Origin of the sequence: Fictibacillus sp. S7, from assembly GCF_004127935.1 — a bacterium.
Lineage (GTDB): Bacteria > Bacillota > Bacilli > Bacillales > Fictibacillaceae > Fictibacillus_C > Fictibacillus_C enclensis.
In genome coordinates this window covers 2,885,588-2,906,102 of sequence record NZ_QJKL01000001.1, presented here as the reverse complement: position 1 = coordinate 2,906,102, position 20,515 = coordinate 2,885,588, and the positions used below count along the sequence as shown (strand labels likewise).

At 44.8% G+C, this 20,515-nt stretch carries 25 protein-coding genes and 12 tRNA genes; 35 read left to right on the top strand and 2 right to left on the bottom strand.

The window, feature by feature from the left end; genetic code table 11:
• The first annotated feature begins 124 nt into the window (after positions 1-124).
• The 8 genes from DMO16_RS15035 to DMO16_RS15000 all read left to right on the top strand — a co-directional run bounded on the left by DMO16_RS15035 (position 125) and on the right by DMO16_RS15000 (position 6,491).
• Positions 125-1,012 (top strand): hypothetical protein, encoded by an 888-nt coding sequence (locus DMO16_RS15035; RefSeq protein ID WP_129478439.1) that lies wholly within the window; start codon positions 125-127, stop codon positions 1,010-1,012.
• Positions 1,013-1,328: 316 nt separating this feature from the next.
• Positions 1,329-1,670 (top strand): hypothetical protein, encoded by a 342-nt coding sequence (locus DMO16_RS15030; RefSeq protein WP_129478437.1) that lies wholly within the window; start codon positions 1,329-1,331, stop codon positions 1,668-1,670.
• A gap of 27 nt (positions 1,671-1,697) precedes the next feature.
• Positions 1,698-2,636: a magnesium transporter CorA family protein gene (locus DMO16_RS15025; RefSeq protein ID WP_129478435.1), complete on the top strand. Its 939-nt coding sequence runs from the start codon at positions 1,698-1,700 to the stop codon at positions 2,634-2,636.
• Between the two features lie 194 nt (positions 2,637-2,830).
• Positions 2,831-4,057 (top strand): D-alanyl-D-alanine carboxypeptidase family protein, encoded by a 1,227-nt coding sequence (locus DMO16_RS15020; RefSeq protein ID WP_129478433.1) that lies wholly within the window; start codon positions 2,831-2,833, stop codon positions 4,055-4,057.
• A gap of 348 nt (positions 4,058-4,405) precedes the next feature.
• Complete coding sequence (locus DMO16_RS15015; RefSeq protein WP_129478431.1) at positions 4,406-4,711, top strand: antibiotic biosynthesis monooxygenase family protein; 306 nt, start codon at positions 4,406-4,408, stop codon at positions 4,709-4,711.
• Positions 4,708-5,064 (top strand): hypothetical protein, encoded by a 357-nt coding sequence (locus DMO16_RS15010; protein ID WP_241840579.1) that lies wholly within the window; start codon positions 4,708-4,710, stop codon positions 5,062-5,064. Before DMO16_RS15015 ends, DMO16_RS15010 begins: the two co-directional genes overlap by 4 nt.
• Before the next feature lie 13 nt (positions 5,065-5,077).
• The gene (locus DMO16_RS15005; RefSeq protein WP_129478429.1) at positions 5,078-5,749 is read left to right on the top strand and encodes a cobalamin B12-binding domain-containing protein; all 672 of its coding nucleotides are present in this window, start codon (positions 5,078-5,080) and stop codon (positions 5,747-5,749) included.
• Positions 5,736-6,491 (top strand): STAS domain-containing protein, encoded by a 756-nt coding sequence (locus DMO16_RS15000; RefSeq protein ID WP_129478427.1) that lies wholly within the window; start codon positions 5,736-5,738, stop codon positions 6,489-6,491. The genes DMO16_RS15005 and DMO16_RS15000 overlap by 14 nt, the downstream gene beginning before the upstream one ends.
• A gap of 43 nt (positions 6,492-6,534) precedes the next feature.
• Here DMO16_RS15000 and DMO16_RS14995 read toward each other — a convergent pair whose 3' ends face one another.
• Positions 6,535-7,131: a rhomboid family intramembrane serine protease gene (locus tag DMO16_RS14995; RefSeq protein WP_129478425.1), complete on the bottom strand. Its 597-nt coding sequence runs from the start codon at positions 7,129-7,131 to the stop codon at positions 6,535-6,537.
• Between the two features lie 86 nt (positions 7,132-7,217).
• Between DMO16_RS14995 and acpS the strand changes: the two genes are divergently transcribed.
• The 14 genes from acpS to DMO16_RS14925 all read left to right on the top strand — a co-directional run bounded on the left by acpS (position 7,218) and on the right by DMO16_RS14925 (position 18,240).
• A complete protein-coding gene (acpS, locus tag DMO16_RS14990) occupies positions 7,218-7,574 on the top strand; it encodes a holo-ACP synthase (protein ID WP_129478423.1) in 357 nt (118 codons plus the stop codon).
• Between the two features lie 143 nt (positions 7,575-7,717).
• Positions 7,718-8,752, top strand: a complete 1,035-nt coding sequence (locus tag DMO16_RS14985) for a LolA family protein (RefSeq protein WP_129478421.1) — start codon at positions 7,718-7,720, stop codon at positions 8,750-8,752.
• A 129-nt stretch (positions 8,753-8,881) separates the two neighbouring features.
• Positions 8,882-10,069 carry an alanine racemase gene (gene alr, locus DMO16_RS14980; RefSeq protein ID WP_129478418.1) on the top strand — a complete coding sequence of 396 codons (1,188 nt, stop codon included), beginning with the start codon at positions 8,882-8,884 and terminating at the stop codon, positions 10,067-10,069.
• 144 nt (positions 10,070-10,213) lie between these two features.
• Complete coding sequence (locus tag DMO16_RS14975; protein ID WP_061975875.1) at positions 10,214-10,495, top strand: CopG family ribbon-helix-helix protein; 282 nt, start codon at positions 10,214-10,216, stop codon at positions 10,493-10,495.
• Between the two features lie 4 nt (positions 10,496-10,499).
• The gene (gene ndoA / locus DMO16_RS14970; protein ID WP_007200228.1) at positions 10,500-10,850 is read left to right on the top strand and encodes a type II toxin-antitoxin system endoribonuclease NdoA; all 351 of its coding nucleotides are present in this window, start codon (positions 10,500-10,502) and stop codon (positions 10,848-10,850) included.
• Between the two features lie 170 nt (positions 10,851-11,020).
• On the top strand, positions 11,021-11,836 hold the full coding sequence (locus DMO16_RS14965; protein ID WP_129478416.1) for an STAS domain-containing protein: 816 nt from the start codon (positions 11,021-11,023) through the stop codon (positions 11,834-11,836).
• 12 nt (positions 11,837-11,848) lie between these two features.
• Positions 11,849-12,205 (top strand): STAS domain-containing protein, encoded by a 357-nt coding sequence (locus DMO16_RS14960; RefSeq protein WP_061975879.1) that lies wholly within the window; start codon positions 11,849-11,851, stop codon positions 12,203-12,205.
• Between the two features lie 2 nt (positions 12,206-12,207).
• Entirely contained in the window at positions 12,208-12,609 is a 402-nt protein-coding gene (locus DMO16_RS14955) for an anti-sigma regulatory factor (protein WP_129478414.1), read from the top strand.
• 10 nt (positions 12,610-12,619) lie between these two features.
• Positions 12,620-13,627 (top strand): PP2C family protein-serine/threonine phosphatase, encoded by a 1,008-nt coding sequence (locus tag DMO16_RS14950; RefSeq protein ID WP_129478412.1) that lies wholly within the window; start codon positions 12,620-12,622, stop codon positions 13,625-13,627.
• 61 nt (positions 13,628-13,688) lie between these two features.
• Positions 13,689-14,021 (top strand): STAS domain-containing protein, encoded by a 333-nt coding sequence (locus tag DMO16_RS14945; protein ID WP_129478410.1) that lies wholly within the window; start codon positions 13,689-13,691, stop codon positions 14,019-14,021.
• Entirely contained in the window at positions 14,018-14,503 is a 486-nt protein-coding gene (gene rsbW, locus DMO16_RS14940) for an anti-sigma B factor RsbW (protein WP_061975888.1), read from the top strand. The genes DMO16_RS14945 and rsbW overlap by 4 nt, the downstream gene beginning before the upstream one ends.
• Positions 14,469-15,260 (top strand): RNA polymerase sigma factor SigB, encoded by a 792-nt coding sequence (sigB, locus tag DMO16_RS14935; RefSeq protein WP_061975890.1) that lies wholly within the window; start codon positions 14,469-14,471, stop codon positions 15,258-15,260. Before rsbW ends, sigB begins: the two co-directional genes overlap by 35 nt.
• Positions 15,257-15,865 carry a protein phosphatase 2C domain-containing protein gene (locus DMO16_RS14930; protein ID WP_061975891.1) on the top strand — a complete coding sequence of 203 codons (609 nt, stop codon included), beginning with the start codon at positions 15,257-15,259 and terminating at the stop codon, positions 15,863-15,865. The genes sigB and DMO16_RS14930 overlap by 4 nt, the downstream gene beginning before the upstream one ends.
• A gap of 197 nt (positions 15,866-16,062) precedes the next feature.
• Positions 16,063-18,240: a Tex family protein gene (locus DMO16_RS14925; RefSeq protein WP_241840578.1), complete on the top strand. Its 2,178-nt coding sequence runs from the start codon at positions 16,063-16,065 to the stop codon at positions 18,238-18,240.
• A 25-nt stretch (positions 18,241-18,265) separates the two neighbouring features.
• On the opposite strand, the gene cmpA is transcribed toward DMO16_RS14925, so the two are convergent.
• Positions 18,266-18,400, bottom strand: coding sequence for a cortex morphogenetic protein CmpA (cmpA, locus tag DMO16_RS14920; protein WP_129478408.1), 135 nt, complete (start codon positions 18,398-18,400; stop codon positions 18,266-18,268).
• A gap of 103 nt (positions 18,401-18,503) precedes the next feature.
• On the opposite strand from cmpA, the gene DMO16_RS14915 reads away from it, so the two are divergent.
• From DMO16_RS14915 to DMO16_RS14855, 13 genes are all read left to right on the top strand, one after another.
• The gene (locus DMO16_RS14915) at positions 18,504-18,974 is read left to right on the top strand and encodes a SprT family protein (protein ID WP_129478405.1); all 471 of its coding nucleotides are present in this window, start codon (positions 18,504-18,506) and stop codon (positions 18,972-18,974) included.
• A gap of 132 nt (positions 18,975-19,106) precedes the next feature.
• Positions 19,107-19,181: transfer RNA gene (locus tag DMO16_RS14910), tRNA-Asn, on the top strand.
• A 3-nt stretch (positions 19,182-19,184) separates the two neighbouring features.
• Positions 19,185-19,275, top strand: a tRNA-Ser gene (locus DMO16_RS14905).
• Positions 19,276-19,284: 9 nt separating this feature from the next.
• Positions 19,285-19,359, top strand: a tRNA-Glu gene (locus DMO16_RS14900).
• A gap of 68 nt (positions 19,360-19,427) precedes the next feature.
• Positions 19,428-19,503 (top strand) — tRNA-Asp (locus tag DMO16_RS14895).
• A gap of 45 nt (positions 19,504-19,548) precedes the next feature.
• A tRNA-Gln gene (locus DMO16_RS14890) sits at positions 19,549-19,623 on the top strand.
• Positions 19,624-19,630: 7 nt separating this feature from the next.
• Positions 19,631-19,706, top strand: a tRNA-Lys gene (locus DMO16_RS14885).
• Between the two features lie 12 nt (positions 19,707-19,718).
• Positions 19,719-19,804, top strand: a tRNA-Leu gene (locus DMO16_RS14880).
• Between the two features lie 36 nt (positions 19,805-19,840).
• A tRNA-Leu gene (locus DMO16_RS14875) sits at positions 19,841-19,926 on the top strand.
• A gap of 42 nt (positions 19,927-19,968) precedes the next feature.
• Positions 19,969-20,045: transfer RNA gene (locus tag DMO16_RS14870), tRNA-Arg, on the top strand.
• A gap of 3 nt (positions 20,046-20,048) precedes the next feature.
• Positions 20,049-20,125 (top strand) — tRNA-Pro (locus DMO16_RS14865).
• 10 nt (positions 20,126-20,135) lie between these two features.
• A tRNA-Gly gene (locus tag DMO16_RS14860) sits at positions 20,136-20,209 on the top strand.
• Between the two features lie 10 nt (positions 20,210-20,219).
• A tRNA-Ile gene (locus DMO16_RS14855) sits at positions 20,220-20,296 on the top strand.
• Positions 20,297-20,515: the final 219 nt, after the last annotated feature.

Sequence of the window (20,515 nt, the reverse complement as noted above, 5' to 3'; positions counted from 1 at the left end):
TGGTAAGATAAATATAACAGATAATAATTGCTTTTTGCTAGATTTACCAATTAAAAATAAATTAACAGACTTGTCCGGATGGTAAGAAAGTTATACCGGCCATTTAGAAATGGAGGAGAACATAATGGCAAAAATGTTTTCATTATCAGCAAACGAATCAGACATCAAGGAACTGCTATATGTCTCGAATGATCCAGATACAGCCGGGAACTCTTCGACACTGCAATGGAATGATCCACAAACATATATTGATGTTTATAAAGACAACCATAAAAATTACTGGGTGAGCCAGGTTGAAGGAACAAAATTAAGACGCCATACCATCTATACACATAACCATGAAACGAAGAAGCGCCTCTGTCACCCTGTTAACGGACGTCCGAACTTTTATGAATTTGAGGATAGCGTGGTGGTGGCTTGTGAAGGAGATGGGTCCAAAGGCTCTATCCTGATCTTCTCCAAGGATGATCCCGAGCTTTTAAAGGAGTGGAAAGTGAACGGGTATCTGTGGGAAGTGGAAAAGAACAACGGCACGCTTTATGTTTCCTGTTACATCGTAGAGGAAGATCAGGCTGTCCTTTACATCATCAAGGGCGATAAGAAAAAAAGGGTAAACCTTGGAAAAAATATAGCACCGACTGACATTCTCTGTATCGGTGAAGAAGTTTATATTTCTGCAGCGCCCATTTTGAATGGGGATCCAAAGAAAATCATCGTGCTGAACAATAAGGAAAAGGTGGTCAGGGAGTATCCGCTTAGCATTTCTCCACGAGCCCTTTACCATGTGGAGAACGAAATCATGGTGTATGAACTTGATCTTGCGACAGGAAAATCGGAAAAGATCGTTTACGTGGATCTTAACACCGGCCAGCAAATCACACATACCATCCCGAACTCTCAAGTGGTGGAATGCACGAGTTCTTCACTCTCCCTCTTGCAGCAGGACAGCAAAACCCTGTTCACCTGGGATCACTGCAACCGAAAAATCGTGTGCAGTAAAAAAATATCATAATAATATGAACGCACAATCCTGCTGGTGACGCCAGCAGGATTTTTTCATAGGTGGACGAACAGATTATTATATAGAAGAAACACAAAATATCAGTCAGAGTTTCAGGAAGGGCTTCATGGGGGAAATTTGTAAGTAAACGTAAATAAGGTAATTAAGAAAAGGGTTTTTCTTAAAGTTTTAATGCTTTAGAAACAGAGTCTTCATTGAAGTTTCTTGTAGTGCAAGGTGCGAGACTCCTCGAAAATGGAAATCACCACTTTCAAAAGCAACAAAGCTGGCGAAGAGCAAAAAGGAAACCTGTTATTGGAGGAAAACAATGAGCCAATCCATTCGTAAAGGAACTGCTGGCGATTTTCAAAATATGAAAGAACTCGTGGGAAACACGGAGAAAATCATGGATGAATGGTCCCGGGAGCAATGGAGTTCTTCTTTGCAGCGCGAAGACGTGGAGATATTTGTGGCGGAGGAAGAGGGAGCGATACACGGATATGCGGTGGTGAGACTGAGCAAAAAAGACCCGACTTCATTTTCGGAAAGGCCAACCGCGGCCATTACGCATTTGTGTGCACCTTCATGTGAAAGTCAGCTCCGGCAGCAATTGGTTCAGAAATGCCTGAGCTGGGCAAAACAAAAGGGAGCTACGGACTTTTCGCTGTAGGTTTACGTCTAGAAAGGAAGAGATCAGATGAACCATCGATTCTTGGAAAACTGGAAATGGTATGAAATAGAATCCATAGATCATAAAGCAGAACACATCAAAGAGATGGTTCATAAGCTGCCGGATTGTACGCAGTGGCTGGAAAATGTAGAGGAACAAAACACGAATTATCTTCGCATTGAAAACTATGGAAACGAAGCGGTTCTCCATGGCTGCCTGACTTATGAAAAAGAAGAAGAGGAATTTGATCACGACTTCTTTCATTTTTATATCACCCGGTCTTATTTTGTGACGGTGGGATTGGAAGTTGTCAGGCTGGGCCGTACCATCAAGAAAGACATGATCCGGCAGATGCATCAATGCAAAACCGCAGTTGAAGGTTTTTTTATCCTGCTGGGGGAAGTGCTCAACAATTATCTGGATGGAATCGATCATTTTGAGTACAAGCTGAAAGAACTGCAATACGATTTAAGGCAAAACAACAATCAAGTTCTCTTGGATCGTATTTACGACCTGCGTCAGGAACTGTTAATTTGGACAGATTTGACGATACCGGTTGAAGAAATCAAGCTTGCGGCAGAGGAAGCCTTTTTTGATGAAATCACCCAAACGACCGAGTACAGGAGGACAAGCGTCAGAATTGAGCGTACGCTAAATCTCATCAACCACTACCAGCACGATATTGACACGATGCTGAAGCTTGAGGAGGTACTTTCTTCCCACCGTGGAAATGAAATCATGAAAACACTGACCGTTATGACCGTCATTTTCACACCTGGCATGATGCTTGGCTCCATCTGGGGAATGAACTTTCGAAACATGCCAGAACTCGACTGGAAAGCAGGATACGCGATTGCCCTGGGTCTCATCGGCCTTTCAATCGCCAGCATTTATATTTGGTTAAGAATGAAAGGATGGACCGGCGACTTGCTAAAGAGCCGCAGCGGAAAGAGCCGCTTTAAATAAACCATTGAAAAATTTGCCGCTAATTTTCTACAAAAAAAGAAGAGTTTTGCCGTCTTTTGTCGAATGTTAAGTCGAATGTTAACATGTTATGAAAAAATAACTCGAAAACTGTTCGCCTGACCATTATTAGTGTAAGGTTTAGTTCGAAACCTTTAGTAAGGTAGTAGTATGAAGACGGGAGTTGTTAGCGGCAAATGAAGAAGTTTTTCCACACTATTGTTTACCTCTGCTTTCTTTCAGGACTGCTCGCGCCGGTTGCGCCGGTGTTTGCTGAACAAGAAAAAGCACCCCACATTAAGAGTGAAAGCGCCATTTTAATTGACCAAAAAACAGGAAATGTCCTTTATAATAAAAAGGATAATAAAAAAATGTATCCAGCAAGTGTTACCAAAATTGTTACAGCCATCCTTGCCATCGACTCCGGAAAAATGGATGAAACCGTGACAGTGAGCAAAAATGCTACCTTGGCCGAAGGGACCCGCGTCTATTTAAACGAGGGTGAACAGATCCCATTACGAAAACTTGTTGAAGGAATGATGGTGAATTCCGGTAACGATGCGGCGGTTGCCATTGCAGAATACCTGGCTGGAGATGTACCTTCATTTGCCGACAAAATGAATGAATTCGCCAAAAAGGCCGGAGCCACGCATACCCATTTTGTGACGCCGAACGGCCTGTTTAATCCGGATCACTACACCACGGCCGAAGACATGGCAAAGATCACGCAATACGCCATGAAAAACAGTGAATTTCGAAGGATTGTAAAAATCAAGAACCTTCCCTGGCATGTAAAGGGATGGGATACCACACTCGTGAACCATCACCGTCTGCTTTGGGATTATCCGGGAACGACCGGGGTGAAAAACGGTTATGTGGACAAGTCTAAGCATACACTGGTAACCTCGGTATCCAGGGATGGCATGGACTTTATTGCGGTTGTTTTAAAAGCTTCTACCTCCAAGGTGGCATACAGCGATACGACATCATTATTTGATTACGGTTTCAGCCATTTCCAAAGGCAGAAGATTTCCAAAGGCACACTCATTGAAGATCCGGCCGGCAGGAAACACCCCTTAAAAGAGGACCTTGAAGTAACCCTGCCGGTTGGAGAGCATGTGCTTAAAAACGTATCAGCTTCGGGAGAGCTGACACTAAAAAACAGTGCGGGTGACTCACTGGCTGCTGTCCAGCTGTTCCAGCCGAGTCCGAAAAAGGAAGCCAGTCAAGTGGCTGCCCATTCTTCAGGAGAAGCGACCGGCAGCAAACTGGCCCTTCAGTTAACGACAAGAACAGCCCTTTTCTTTTACAGCGGGTTTCTTATGCTTACTGCTTTGATGGTGATGATCCGGATGAGGAACAAAAGACGGAGAGCCTTGCAGCGGATGAGAAGATACGAAAAGAATTATACCTTTATCAAATAGGGCAGATTGGGGATTTTTATGGATATTAATACGAAAGTAAGGATATTGGTAGTCACGCTTTTCATCTTATTGATGATGACGGCCATTTTATCCTTGGTTTAACTGGAAAAAAGAGGATCACGGAAGAAGAGAGGTAGAGTCCTCTCTTTTTTTGCGCCCCTTCCTTCTCATATTTTTCCTTGTTTGTGCAACTAGTGGCAAAGCATAGCTGCTATTCCCTGTTTTTGTTATACGTGGGCGAAAGTTATAGGGAGCAGGCTTGTTTTCTATAAATTGGGAAGGGGAAACGATTATTCTGGTTGAACGTTATAAAACAAATGGTAACTAACTCATGAAATGGGGTATAGCATGTATATTGTCCACTCAACATTCGATGTACCGAGACAAAAAGCGGAAGAAGTCATTAACATATACAGAAATCGATCCCGTCTTGTAGATGACGCAGTGGGCTTTTTGGATTTCCTGCTGCTTCAGAATGAAAAAAAGCCGGGGGAAATTACCGTTCAATTGACCTTTGATACAAAGGAGCATTATTTGGAATGGGTAAGAAGCCAGCAGTTCAAGGACATCCATGACATGGAAAAGAAGTACCCCGACCAGGAGCTGGCCGCCGTTATCCCGGCAGTTAAACAATACAAGGTGGTAGCCACATGACACAAATTCCAGTAGATGATATTGTTAATAAGGTAGTTACAAAGATGTACGAAGATTATCCCGATCTCCAGAACCGATACGGAGAAAAGGGAAAGAAAAAAGCCATCGAAGACAATTATCACCATATGAAGCATTTAGAGACAGCCTACGAATTGAAAAACCCAGTCTTTTTTTCGGACTATGCGAGCTGGCTCAATGGAATTCTTGAAAAGTTCGGGATGACAGCCGATCTTTTAATTTATAACTTTGATGAAATTGATAGGATTTTAGCCGATATGCCTAATGATGACAGGGTTTCAGCTTACCGCTCCTATCTTGGAGAAGGAATAAAGGTATTAAAAGAAAAGGCATAAAGGGGGGATTGCGGTGCAACAACATTCACCGCAGCAATTTGCGGAGTTTCTTTTAAATGGAGATCAGCAGCGTGCGACCGAACTTTTGCGTCAGATTGCTAAGCACACCCCGAGATATAAACTGTATAACGAGCTGCTGACACCGGCCATGCGCTATATTGGCGAATTGTGGGAACGAAATGATATTACGGTGGCAGAAGAACATCTGGCTACTGCCGTTTGTGATTTCGTCCTGGCCCAATATCATTACAGTCCCGGCAAAAGCCTTGCAATGAACCGTCACAGTATAAACCGTAAAGCGATGTTTTCATGCCTTGAAGGGGAGCAGCATGCCCTTGGCCTTAAAATGGTTTCTGGATTATTTGAAGAGGAAGGCTGGCATTCCCGATTCATGGGTGCGGATCTGCCGCTCGAATATACGGTGGATACGGCAAAAAAATGGATGCCGGATGTGATTGGGCTTTCGGTTTCTATTGCCTATAACCTGCCTAATCTGCAAACCTATGTAAAAGCATTGGAGGATTTGAATTATGGTCCGACTGTCCTGGTCGGTGGCCGTTTGGCAGAAAAGTATGATCTCAAGCCCTACTGTTCTGACAAAACAGTGATTATAAAAGATGTGGAGGAGCTTCACAGCTGGCTGAGTGTGTATAGTACAGGAGAGAAGCAAAATGCCCGTTACTGATTATGTATTACCGGTTCCATATTTTAAAATTAATACCGATTTCCACATCCTTAATTTTTCAAAACAAGCGGAAGCCCTTTTTACAATTACTGAAAACATTACCTCGATTGTGGACGAGGAAAGTGTGGCAAAGCTGAAAAATTTTCTTCAGACCTCTGATGGGGCACAACCCATGGAGATCAGCATGAAAACCAAAAACTACCCGCTGGAGCTTTTCGATCTCTACATTTCTTGGGATCATCACTTGAACGGCCACTTGATCTGCATCAAAAAAAACGAGCAAAACAAAAATCTTGAAAACATGGTTTATCGATTGCAGAGCAGGTTGTCCAGCACGGATTTTGAACTGTTTGAAAAAAAGGAAGAGCTTCAACAGGCGTTAGAGGAGATTGACAGACTGTCAGGTCCTTTTATTCCGCTGTCGGATGAGGTGGCTCTGATTCCCATGTTTGGCGACATCACTCCCCGCAAAATCAATTCAATCAGAGGAAATACGCTGAAAAGTGCGTATCGTGAAGATCTTGATACCATCCTTTTTGATTTTACCGGTGTGGGTTCTATTACACTTGAAGGATTGGAACAAATGGAGAGTTTGTTCAGGGTGCTTTCCTATATGGGCGGCATCGCATCAGTAATTGTAGGTGTAAAACCCGGGCATGCCCGACAAATGCATGAGCTGAATTCAGAAGTGGAATTCTCTTTCTTGTCCACCCTTCAGGAAGCGATGAAAAAATATCTATAATAAAAGACACCGAAGCATGCTGGCTTGGTGTCTTTTTTTGCTTTTATCTCCGTCGTGGAACAAACGCCATTAATACAGGAGCCAGAGCTGCGCCGGCAATGAGCCCGAACAAGTGGCCAAGGATGTTGATGCCAGGCGTTGTGAAGGTGGTAATCAGGCTGAAAACCAAAACAACGATGAGAATCTGTTTATTCGCGCGCCCCAAATATTCTTTTCGGGCATACAGGATATACAGGTAAATGCCGAACAGTCCGAAAATGGCACCGGAGGCCCCGAGGTGGGCATAGTTTAGTGGAAGAAGAAAATAGGTAGCGATATCGGCAATAATGCCTGCGCCTAAGTAGCCAATGATAAATTTTCCTTTTCCCAGTATACGTTCCAAAGCGGGACCGAAAATAACAAGAGAGAACGTGTTGAACAGCACGTGGCTGAGACTGACGTGAGTAATAATCGGCGTGAACAGACGCCAGTATTCTCCCTGTGAAATAAAGTAATTGGACCCGGTAAAGTAATAATAAATAAAATCCGCCTGCGGTCCGAGGTTAGCCAGCAGGAAAACGATCAAATGAACGGCTGTTATGATCGATATTACCGGATATAGCCTGAGGAATGTTTTGAAATTCTCCTCTCTTACGAACAACCAGCATCACCACCTGAATGTAGTATATTAATCTTAGCATAACGGTAATACAAATAAGAAATACCATGCCGGAAAGGAAATGACTGATGATTATAGGAACAGGGATCGATATTGTTGAAATCACAAGAATCCAGGAAGTATGCCGGAAGCAGCACCGCTTTCCCGAACGGATCCTTACGGAAAGGGAGCTTGCTGTGTTTGAAAAGCTCAGCGGCAGACGGCAGGCGGAATTTATGGCCGGCCGCTTTGCCGCTAAAGAAGCCTATGCCAAAGCGCTCGGCACAGGAATCGGCAGGCACCTTTCATGGCAGGATATCGAAATTACCAAAAATGATAATGGAAAGCCGGTCATTGTGGCAGGTTCGGAGGCGCTTGTTCATCTTTCCATTTCCCATTCCAAGGAATTTGCAGTGGCCCAGGTTATTCTTGAAACCGTCCTGTAAGTTGGTTTGCTTGTCAAGCTAGTCTGCATAATGTCCCTTTTGTCCACATATAGTGTAATGCGGTGGGGAGGGACATCCTGTTGGCGTCGAACACAGCAGCGGTGAACCTCCTTTGTAAAATAAAGGGCAAAGGGGATAAGAAAATGAAGAAGACACTATCATTATCCTTGATGGCGCTTCTGTTCATATTCGGATTGGCAGGCTGCGGAGCAAAAAGCCAGGAAGATGTTGTAGCGTCACTGGATAAGAAAATGGAAGAAATGACGGGCTATAAAGCGGACGCCGTCATGACGCTGAATACTGGCGAAAAACCGTTACAGTATAATCTTGAAGTGTGGCACAAGAAACCTAACTTTTACCGGGTGAACCTGAAAAACGCCAAAAAGGACCAGAGCCAGATGATCCTGAGAAACAAAGAGGGTGTATTTGTATTAACGCCTGCGCTGAATAAAAGTTTCAGATTTCAGAGCGATTGGCCGGAAAATAATAGTCAGGTCTACTTGTTTGAGTCGCTAGCTGCCGATATTTTAAATGACACGGACCGCGGGTTTAAGGCAAAAGAAAACTCGTATGTTTTCCATACCAAAACCAACTATCAAAACAAAAACCTGTATCAGCAGGAAATTATTTTAAATAAGGACCTGGATCCGAGCTCGGTCCGGATTATGGATAAGGATGCTAAGGAACTGGTTAAACTGGAGTTCAAAAACGTCAAGTTCAATGCCAAGTTTGATAAGGGTGCCTTCGATATGGAAACGAACATGACAGGCGCCCAGCTGGAGCTGCCGGCAATGAGCCAGGCCGGTGAGCCAAAAAAAGAAATGGAAGTGCTGTACCCGCAATATATGGGTCCTGGAAATATTGAATTGACGAATGAGAAAGAAGTCATGGCCGACGGGGAAAAACAAGTGGTCCTCAGCTACACGGATGAAAAGAAAAAATCGTTTACATTGATTGAACGAAAAAATGTAGCGGTAGAAACAGCCGCCGCCAAGAGAGAACGATTGACGATGCCGGGTGGAGAACCGGTCGATCTCGGCTTCACGGTGGGTGCGATGAATGACAAATCAATCTCCTGGACGTATAAAGGCACCGATTTCTTTTTAGCCTCCAACTCACTGGATCAGGAAGAACTGATGGCTATCGCCCGTTCTGTTTCCGCGCAAGGGTCAAAATAATAAAAGAAGTGGCCGGCTGATTCCTTAATGGTGAATCAGCCATTTTTATTCTATTTGCTCTTACACAATTGCCGTGGATGTTGTAGAATAACGAATAGACCAATGATTAGAATGAAATGATATAGATAGATGGGACGGATAGGTTTGGATACTGAAGAGTTTTATAGAGATACCTGGGCGGAGATTGATTTATCCTGCATCGAAGAAAATATCCGCTCGTTCCGGCGCCTGCTGCCAGACACCACCGAGATTATGGCGGTAGTTAAAGCCAATGGCTATGGACATGGAGCTGTGCCGGTGGCGAAAACCGCGCTGGAGGCCGGCGCCACATATCTTGCCGTGGCGCTATTGGATGAGGCATTGTCCCTCAGACAACAAGGAATCAAGGCACCCATTCTTGTATTGGGCAGAACAAGGCCGGAAGATGCAGTTCTTGCTGCCAAGTATAATATTGCGCTCACTGTGTTTCAGGCGTCCTGGGCAAGGGAAGCTTCTGCCCACCTGCAGGATGGCCAGCCGGTAGCACTGCACCTGAAAGTGGATACCGGCATGGGGCGGATTGGAACAAGAGATAAAGAGGAAACAGAGGAACTTGTTTTAACGATAGAAAAGTATCCATCCCTCCGATTGGAAGGAGTATTTACGCACTTTGCCACAGCGGATGAACTGGAATCTCCTCTGGTGGAAAAGCAATTTGAACGGTTTTCCGAAAGTCTGGCCTGGCTGAAGGAATTGGGAGCTGTGCCAAGGTACATCCATTGTGGGAACAGTGCGGCGAGTCTCCGCTTTCCAAAGCAAATCTTCAATATTGCAAGAATCGGAATCTCAATGTACGGACTGGCCCCTTCTGGCGAACTCAAGAATGTGTTGCCGTTTCCGCTGAAAGAGGCGTTTACGCTAAATACACGTCTGGTTCATGTGAAAAAAGTGCAGCCGGGAGATACGATTAGCTACGGTGCCACCTACACGGCCACAGAGGAAGAGTGGATCGGCACCCTTCCAGTCGGATATGCCGACGGCTGGCAAAGGCGCTACGCGAATCAGGGCCATGCGATTGCGGGTGGAATCAAGGTTCCGTTCGTGGGCAGAATCTGCATGGATCAATGCATGGTGCGCCTGCCGTTTGAAATGAAGGTTGGTGACCTTGTCACCCTCATTGGGGAACAGGGAAGCGAAAAGATCTCCATGGATGATGTAGCACTTCAAAATGATACGATAAACTACGAAATTCCTTGTTTAATTACATCACGAGTACCCCGGATTTATAAGAAACAGGGTCGAATTTTAGAAAAAGTGAATGTAATTTTAAATTTTTAGCAGAATATTAGCAGGACTATTAAAAAACATGAAGAATATTTTACTTTGAAATCGTTTTGCAAACCCTTTGGTGAAATGATAAGATTATATGTGGTTAAGAATGATCGTAGCAAATCGCAGAAGCTTTGCTCTGGAGGTGTAGGTGTGTCCGAATTGGCGAACACAAAGAGGATCGTTATCAGTCTTCCTCAACAGATTATCAATGAAATTGACCGGATGATTAAGAATGAGAATTTGGACCGTAGCGAATTTATCCATCAGGCAACCAAGATGTATATTCGCGAAAAGAAGAAACGTCACATTCGTGAATCTATGAGACAAGGTTATATGGAAATGGCGAAAATTAATTTGAACATTGCATCAGAAGCCTTTCTTTTAGAGGAGGAAGCTGAAATTACCGTAGACCGCTTAGTTAGCGGGGTGTAGGCCTTTGATCGTAAAACGCGGAGACGTTTACTTTGCAGACCTTTCCCCGGTTGTTGGATCAGAACAAGGGGGAATCAGACCTGTTCTAATTATTCAAAATGATATCGGTAACCGATTTAGTCCTACAGTTATTGTTGCAGCCATTACAGCACAAATCCAAAAGGCGAAGCTGCCGACGCATGTAGAGATCAATGCGAAAAAGTACGGATTTGAACGGGATTCCGTTATCTTGCTGGAGCAAATTCGAACAATTGATAAACAAAGGCTAACTGACAAAATTACGCATCTGGACGATGAAATGATGCGTCGCGTTGATGAAGCGTTACAAATCAGTCTTGGTCTTATTGACTTTTAAAAACTGCCGTTTTCTTCTGGGAAAGTGGCGGTTTTTTTAATGGAAACAACTTACAGAGAAAGTTGGAACAGGAAATCCTGTTTACAAGCGAACTATATAGCAAAAGATTGCAAGAATGAATGATAAGTGGAATAATGAAAGTAGTGTACCGACGTAAGGGGGTATAGAATTTGAATGCGGCCATCATCGATATGATCCTGAATAAACGCACGGAAATAGATGGGTTGTGGTCTGACGAAATTGATGAGTACAAATCGAAAACAAGCGCCATAACACCCTATATGCGTGAACAGTTGAACAAGGAGTTTTTATCGCTCCTGTTTAGCCATATCAGCCAGGGAGATATTTCTGAGGACGGGACATTGAAACGTTTTTTCGATAAAGTTTTGCGTGCGAATATGCCGCTTGAATATTTAACACAAGGGCTGCAATCCTTTCGCCGTATAGTTTTGGAAATCATCACCGAAGAAGATATTCAAAAAGATGCGGCGTTTGAAATATATAGGGAAGTGGACCGCTGGATGGATCCCATTCTAAATTCAGTGGTTGAAAATTCATCCCGGCTTTGGGAGCGTACCGTTTCCATTCAAAAGTCCGCGTTGCTGGAATTATCGGCACCGCTTATTCCGGTCTTTCAGCATATTAGCGTGATGCCATTGATCGGAACCATTGATACGGAACGCGCGAAGTTAATAATGGAGAACCTTCTGGAAGGTGTTATTCAATACCGTTCACAGGTGGTTCTTATTGATATAACCGGTGTGCCCGTTGTCGATACAATGGTAGCCCACCACATCATTCAGGCGGCGGATGCCGTCCGGCTTTTGGGATCTACCTGCATTTTGGTCGGCATACGTCCTGAAATTGCGCAAACGATTGTAAGCCTTGGGATTGACCTCAGCCTGTTCCCTACCAAAAGCACGCTGCAAAAAGGGATGGCAAAAGCTCTGGAAGTTACAAACCAACAAATTGTTAATGAAAAATAGGGAGTGGGGAAAATGAGAATTCCTATTTTGAAGCTGCATGAGTATCTTCTTATTACCATTCAGGTAGAGCTCGATGATCAGACCGCTCTGCAGTTTCAGGAAGACCTGTTAAACAAAATACATGACACCGGTGCTAAAGGTGTAGTAATTGACCTGACCTCTGTAGACATGATTGACTCCTTCATTGCAAAAGTACTGGGAGACGTTGTCCGCATGTCAAAACTGATGGGAGCGCAAGTGGTATTGACCGGTATCCAGCCCGCAGTAGCAATTACATTGATCGACCTGGGGATTTCAATGAGAGAGGTTCCGACGGCTCTTGACCTGGAACAAGGGCTTGATAAATTGCAGCTGGAACTGGAGGGGTGAGCATGGACATCCAATCCTGTGTAGAGGTTTGCAATGAATGGGATATCGTAAGCGCAAGGCAATTGGGAAGAAATATGGCTAAAGAACTCGGATTTGGCAACGTAGACCAGGCTCGTATCACTACCGCCATTTCAGAGTTGGCACGTAACATTTATTTATATGCAGGAAACGGGAAGATCTGCCTTGAGCCCGTGGAACAAATGGGAAGAAAAGGCCTCCGCATCATTGCTGTGGACAATGGCCCTGGAATCAGGGATATTCGTAAGGTAATGGAAGACGGGTATACAACTTCCGGGGGACTTGGAGCCGGACTGCCGGGGGTAAAGCGTTTAATGGACGAGTTTACCATTGATTCCACGATTGATTCCGGAACTGAAATCCTTGCGACGAAGTGGCTTCGTTAGGAGGTATTAAATGAACGACCGAGATTTCATCATAGATCGATATAAAGACTTGCTGACAACGTATCTTAATGGGAAAAACGAGACAGCCCTATACAAAGGACAGCAGTTCAGCCGAAAGCTGATTGAACAGCAGATCTCGCCTGAAGATGTGGTCAGCCATCATATAAATGTACTAAATGAGTTATTTCCTGACATGACCGAAGAAATGAAGGACGCGTTTGATTTTCTTTTGGAGGTCATGATCGGGTACGGTTTTGCGTATCGCGAACATCAGAGTCTTAGGACCCGCCAGCGACAGTTGGAATCGGAAATTGAAGTGGCGGCAAGCATGCAGCAGACACTTTTAATCAGTGATGTGCCGACGGTGGATTGTCTTGACATTGGTGTCAAAAGCGTTCCTGCCAAGAAAATGAACGGGGACTATTTTAATTTTGTAAAGGATGACAAGTCCATAAGCGTGGCTGTAGCGGATATTATCGGGAAGGGGATTCCTGCCGCGCTGTGCATGTCGATGATTAAATACGCGATGGACAGTCTTCCTGAGCAAAGGATGCAGCCTAACCTTCTTCTTGAAAATCTGAATAGAGTCGTTGAACAGAACGTGCACCCGAACATGTTTATAACCATGCTATATGGGCTTTATGACACCGATGTCCATAAATTCTACTATGCCGGGGCCGGACACGAGCCCGGCTTTTTTTATAAAGCAGCACCCGATGAGTTTGAGGACATGTTTGCCAAAGGCCTTGTGCTGGGTGTATCAAGAACGACGAAATACAAAGAATATGAAAAGCAGCTCGATCCTGGAGATATGATTATTCTCCTTTCGGACGGGGTAACGGAGTGCAGGACCAGCAAAGGGTTCATTGAACGAGACGAGATTGTTGCACTCATCCGTGAAAATATGCACAAACCGGCTCAGGAAATTGTGGATTCGGTATTTCACGAGCTCGAGCGACTTCAGGAATTTGAATTGAGAGATGACTTTACCTTGCTCATTCTAAAAAGAATGGTTTGATTTCCTTTAAGAACGGGTAATTAGTGTTATGGGTTTATGATAATATCCTGGGGGGAAAAAAATGAATTTGCAAATTAGCCACGAAGAAACGAATGGAGTTCATTATTTAACACTAGCTGGAGAAGTAGACGCGTACACCGCACCAAAACTAAAAGAGATGTTGGTTCCTCTGACCGAGGTGAAAAATACCCAGATTGTCATTGATCTGGCTAACATTGATTATATGGATAGTACAGGGCTCGGCATTTTTGTCGGAGCATTAAAGTCCACGAAGAAAAACGACGGGACATTAAAGCTGCGCGGAATGACCGAGAGGGTTAAGCGTTTATTTGAAATTACCGGCCTGACAGAGGTAATGGACATTGAAAACGAGGTAAAGGGGGAGGCCAGATGAGTAATAAAGCCTCTGATTTTATCGAAATGACGGTACCCGCCAAAACCGATTATGTCGGGGTGGTGCGTCTGACGATTTCTGGTATTGCCAACAGGATGGGATTTGCATTTGACGAAATTGAGGATATCAAAATTGCTGTCTCAGAGGCCTGTACCAATGTTGTAAATCATGCATATACGGAGCTGGAAAAAGGACAGATTCGCGTCGGATGCGGGGTGTATGATAACCGGCTCGAAATTATGGTTGTGGACCACGGCAAGAGCTTTGATTACGATGATGTAAACCAATCACTCGGACCTGTAGAAGGGAAATCCGTAGAACAATTGAACGAAGGAGGTCTGGGCCTCTTCCTAATTGAGTCATTGATGGACAAAGTGGAAATCAGCGGTGAAGCGGGTGTGATCGTAATGATGACGAAGTATCTTCACAGAGATGAGGTGGAGGAAAATGTCGACAGGACCTCACCAGCACCTACACAATAAAGAAGAAGTTTATAAATGGATACACGAGCTGCAAAACGATCCGCAAAATGAACTATTGCAAACGAAACTCGTACATCAGTACGAAGATCTCGTTCACTCACTAGCGCGAAAATTTTCCAAGGGGAAAAGCATTCATGACGATTTGGTCCAAGTGGGAATGATCGGCCTGCTCGCTGCATTGCGAAGGTACGATGCCGACTTTGGACGTTCGTTTGAATCGTTTGCGGTCCCTACCATCATAGGTGAAATTAAACGGTTTATCCGTGATAAAACGTGGAGCGTCCATGTGCCAAGACGAATTAAGGAACTTGGACCCCGCATAAAAAAAGCTGTAGAAGATCTGACGAATGAGCTTCAGCGTTCCCCGAAAATCCAGGAAATTGCTGATTACCTGGAGGTTACGGAGGAAGAAGTTCTGGAAACGATGGAAATGGGCAAGAGTTACCAGGCCCTATCCGTAGACAGTTCCATTGAAGCCGATCAGGAAGGCAGCACAGTAACCCTGTTGGACCTCGTGGGAACACAGGATGCCGGCTATGATCAAATTGACAAGAGAATGCTCCTGCAGAAAGCATTTGCGGTTCTTTCTGAAAGAGAGCAGGAAATCCTTAAATGCACGTATTTTGAGAATTTGAGCCAGAAAGAAACAGGGGAGCGCCTGAATATCTCTCAAATGCATGTCTCACGTCTGCAGAGGAGAGCACTTGAGAAGCTTCGTGAAGCGATTCGGGTGGAACCATCGGAGGCTTTGAAATGATCCAGGATTTTTCCTATGACAAAATCGCCGTCTCTTCTTTCCAAAAGCCCAAAAACGGTAATGAATTATGTGGAGACAGTTTTTATGTCACGGAAACCCGTGATTATTTTATTTGTGCGGTAGCTGACGGGCTGGGGAGCGGAGGTTTAGCCAGAAAAGCCTCCCAGGCGGCAGTGATCGCTGTGGAAAAGAATCATCAATTAGAAGTTGAGGAAATCATGCAGGTATGCAATGAAGAGCTAAAAGGAACCAGGGGAGCGGTGCTTTCCATTTTTAAAATTGACTTCAACCAGCGCATCGTCCGCTATGCGGGAGTGGGAAATATCCGCTTTATGATGGCGGGGGAAGACCGTAAATTAATTTACCCTCTTCCGACGGTTGGTTTTCTTTCCGGAAAGCCGCAGAAGTTCCGTGTACAGCAATTTCCGTTTGATGATCAGACCGCATTTATCATTTATTCAGATGGAATGGAAATTCATACGCAAAGCCGTTCCATTCTAACCAATATGATATCGCCTCGGGAATCGGCTGCTTACCTCGGTAATCTTTCTCAAAAATTAATTGATGACGCTACCTGCCTCGTAGGAAAAGTGTTGCATGCATAAGTACATTGGAGGCCTTTGATGGACCTCTCTGCCGGGTTGCCTCGGCTTTTTTTTTTGGTTTTACATCCGACCAGGCGCCCTTCCAAGGGTGCTTTTTTATATGGAATTCATTGATCATTTTTCGTTAAAACATCGGGAAAGTGTTAAACTAAAAGGGTATACCCGTAATTTTTACGGATTCGAAAGGGGTACTTCTATTGGAAAAAACAATAGAGTTGGATCAAGGATTTACTGAAATTGCGAAAGAATTGGGCATTAAACAAAAACAAGTGGCAAACGTGATTGAGTTATTGAAGGACGGCAACACGGTGCCTTTCATTGCCAGGTATCGTAAGGAGCTGACAGGCGGCCTGGATGAAGTTCAAATTAAAGATATTATGGATAGCTGGCAATACGCAGAAAATTTAAAGGAACGTAAAGAAGAAGTTCTCCGCCTGATTGGAGAGCAGGGAAAGCTAACCGATGAACTGGCGAATTCCATATCAAGCGCCAAAAAACTGCAGGAAATCGAAGACCTTTATCGCCCATACAAACAAAAGCGAAGAACCCGGGCGACGGTAGCCAAGGAAAAGGGGCTTGAAGCGCTGGCTGAATGGCTCATGAGCCAGCCGTGGCAAGGCGATGTCCTGGCAAAGGCGAAAGAGTTCCTTTCCGAGGAAAAAGAGGTACATACACCTGAAGAAGCACTCGCAGGTGCTCAGGATATACTAGCCGAGCAGATTTCAGACGATGCTGCGATTCGATCGTGGATCCGAGACCTGACGTTTAAGGAAGGTCAGCTGCAAACGTCTTTAAAGAAAAACGGAGAAGACGAAAAAAAGGTCTACGAAATGTATTATGAGTACAGTGAACCGGTTGGCAAAATCGTGCCTCACCGTATTCTTGCCATCAACCGCGGCGAAAAAGAAGACGTCCTTAAGGTGGAAGTGACGGCACCTGCTGAAAAAATTATTCAGCGGCTGAACCGGACGGTAATCAAGAAATCGGAATCTCCCGCTGCACCATATTTACAAGAGGCGATTGAGGACAGCTATCGAAGGCTGATTGCTTCTTCCATTGAACGAGACATCCGGAACGAACTGACTGATAAGGGTGAGGAACAGGCCATTCACATCTTTTCTGAAAACCTGAGGAACCTGCTTCTTCAATCTCCGTTAAAGGGCAGGATGGTTTTAGGCGTGGATCCCGCTTACCGCACGGGCTGCAAGCTTGGTGTTGTGGATGAAACAGGGAAAATGCTTCATATTCAAACCATTTACCCAACACCGCCAAGATCGGAAGTGCAAAAGTCCGAAGCGGTCGTCAAGGGCCTGATTGATACATACGGTATCAATGTAATCGCCATTGGAAACGGAACAGCTTCCAGGGAAACCGAACAATTTATCGTCGATACGATTAAAGGTTTAAAGGAGCCGGTTTCCTATATTATCGTCAACGAAGCAGGAGCCAGTGTATATTCCGCTTCAGGAATCGCCAGGGAAGAGTTTCCTGACCTTCAGGTGGAGGAGCGAAGTGCCATTTCTATCGCACGAAGACTGCAGGATCCGCTGGCTGAACTGGTGAAAATTGACCCGAAATCGGTTGGAGTCGGACAATATCAGCATGATGTATCGCAAAAACGATTGAGCGAATCCCTGACCTTTGTGGTGGAAACCGCCGTAAACCAGGTAGGCGTCAACGTGAATACAGCTTCTTCTTCCTTGCTTCAGTATGTAGCCGGCTTGTCCAAGACCGTTGCGCAAAATATTGTAAAAGCGAGAGAAGAAAAAGGGAAGTTTGAAAAACGCGAAGAACTGAAGAAGATTCCGCGCCTCGGTGCGAAAACGTACGAGCAATGTATCGGATTTCTAAGAATTCCGGACGGGAAAAATCCGCTCGACCAAACGGCCATTCACCCGGAGAGCTATAAAGAAACGCTGTTGCTTTTAAAAGAAATGAACAGTGAGGTAGCAGAAATCGGCACAGATAGCCTGAGAGACAAGCTGAAATTGATCGATGTGGAAGCAATGGCGGCGCAACTCAATATTGGAGTGCCCACTCTTCATGACATCGTGGACGGACTGCTTCGTCCAAACCGGGATGTGCGGGAAGAGCTTTCAAAGCCCCTGCTGAAAACCGATGTCCTTAAGCTCGAAGACCTTAAACAAGGAATGGAGCTGGAAGGAACGGTGCGAAATGTCGTTGATTTTGGCGCTTTTGTGGATATTGGCGTGAAACAGGACGGCCTTGTTCATATCTCCAAGCTGGCCAAGCGCTTTGTGAAGCACCCCATGGATGTGGTTAGCGTTGGGCAGGTTGTTACCGTTTGGGTGGATAGCGTGGATCTCAATAAAGGAAGAGTGGCTCTTACCATGCTGCCTCCGGAGGCGCAGTAATATCCAATCAAAAAGTTTCTGTTTGTCAGGGAAGACTTTTACTTTCGGTGTTGCTATTTTTTTGATTATAAAAAAACCAGCATTGATTTAATAAACGGATTTGATAACGGTCTTTTTGAAAATAAGCTTTTCTGAGTTGTTTCTTAAACCATGTGGGCATAGACAAAACCTCCGCGTATTTAAGCGTGATTTAGTCTATGTCTCATGGCTTGTTGATGTGACCAACTTTTTGTTCTATAGAAGGAGAAAGGATAGGAAAGAAAATGGATCAAAGGGAACTTCAATTGCTCGTGGAGAAGGTATCAAATGATTATTTTCACAAACCCTTCCGGCATAATGCCCGTTTCAACGGCCGTTTGCGGACAACAGGCGGCAGGTATTTACTCAGGTCCCATGATATAGAGATCAACCCTAAGCAGATGACAAAGTTTGGGATGCAGGCATTAGTGGGTATCATTAAGCATGAACTGTGCCATTATCATCTGCATATCGAGGGAAGGGGCTACCAGCACAAAGATCATGAATTTAAACAGCTGCTGAAAAAAGTGGGCGGCCTGAGATATTGTGAAGTCCTGCCGGGTACCCGAACAACCCAAGCTTATAAATACCTCTATATATGCACAGACTGTAAGCAGCAATACAAGCGGAAGCGCAAGATTGACACAAGGAAATACGTGTGCGGAAAATGCCGGGGGAAATTGTTTTTAAAAAGTGGTGAGAAAAGTGTTGACTAGGTGTTCAAATCTGTGTTAGATTAATAAAGTCGCTGAAAGACATCTTGCTCTTTACATAAACAAAATAAATGAAAAAAACAGTTGACTTTTTGAGAAAAAACAAGTATGATATTAAATGTCTCAAAAACACATTCCACAGTAGCTCAGTGGTAGAGCTATCGGCTGTTAACCGATCGGTCGTAGGTTCGAGTCCTACCTGTGGAGCCATACAGAGAAGTACCCAAGTGGCTCAAGGGGCTCCCCTGCTAAGGGAGTAGGTCGCTAACGCGGCGCGAGGGTTCGAATCCCTTCTTCTCTGCCAGTTTTTATCGGCCCGTTGGTCAAGCGGTTAAGACACCGCCCTTTCACGGCGGTAACACGGGTTCGAATCCCGTACGGGTCACCAAGTTCTTTTCGAAGAAAAGAACTAAGTATTTTTCGGAAGAAAAAACGGACAAGCTGTTTTATTAAAATGGGCTCGTGGTGTAGCGGTTAACATGCCTGCCTGTCACGCAGGAGATCGCCGGTTCGATCCCGGTCGGGCCCGCCATTTTACTTAAAACCAACATTTAAATAAGAAATGCATCATGATTATTGGGCTATAGCCAAGTGGTAAGGCAACGGACTTTGACTCCGTCATTCGTAGGTTCGAATCCTGCTAGCCCAGCCATCTTCATGAGCCATTAGCTCAGTTGGTAGAGCATCTGACTTTTAATCAGAGGGTCGAAGGTTCGAGTCCTTCATGGCTCACCATTTACACATCATGCGGGTGTGGCGGAATTGGCAGACGCGCTAGACTTAGGATCTAGTGTCTTTACGGCGTGGGGGTTCGAGTCCCTTCACCCGCACCATTTTTTCAAAAATGTACTTAAAACTTTAACTGCTTTGCGGTCGTGGCGGAATGGCAGACGCGCTAGCTTGAGGGGCTAGTGGGGGCAACCCCGTGGAGGTTCGAGTCCTCTCGACCGCACCAATAGCTTCTCATATATAACATAAAACCCATCAAGAATAATACGCGCCCTTAGCTCAGCTGGATAGAGTGTTTGACTACGAATCAAAAGGTCGGGAGTTCGAATCTCTCAGGGCGCGCCATAACGGGAAGTGGCTCAGCTTGGTAGAGCACCTGGTTTGGGACCAGGGGGTCGCAGGTTCAAATCCTGTCTTCCCGACCATATTTTCAATGCGGGTGTAGTTTAGTGGTAAAACAAGAGCCTTCCAAGCTCTGGTCGTGAGTTCGATTCTCATCACCCGCTCCATTTTATTTTTGGGCCTATAGCTCAGCTGGTTAGAGCGCACGCCTGATAAGCGTGAGGTCGATGGTTCGAGTCCATTTAGGCCCACCATTTTTTACCGGGCAATGCACTTGACATTCGCTCTGACAATGGATATAATAATTAAGCTACGCAAATAATGTAGCGATTAAATGTTCTTTGAAAACCAAACAAAAGCCAGAGTAAGTCAGGGATTTTACAATCCCATCAATTTCTTTTTTAAAACATTAAGAGCTATATCAAACACTTTATTGGAGAGTTTGATCCTGGCTCAGGATGAACGCTGGCGGC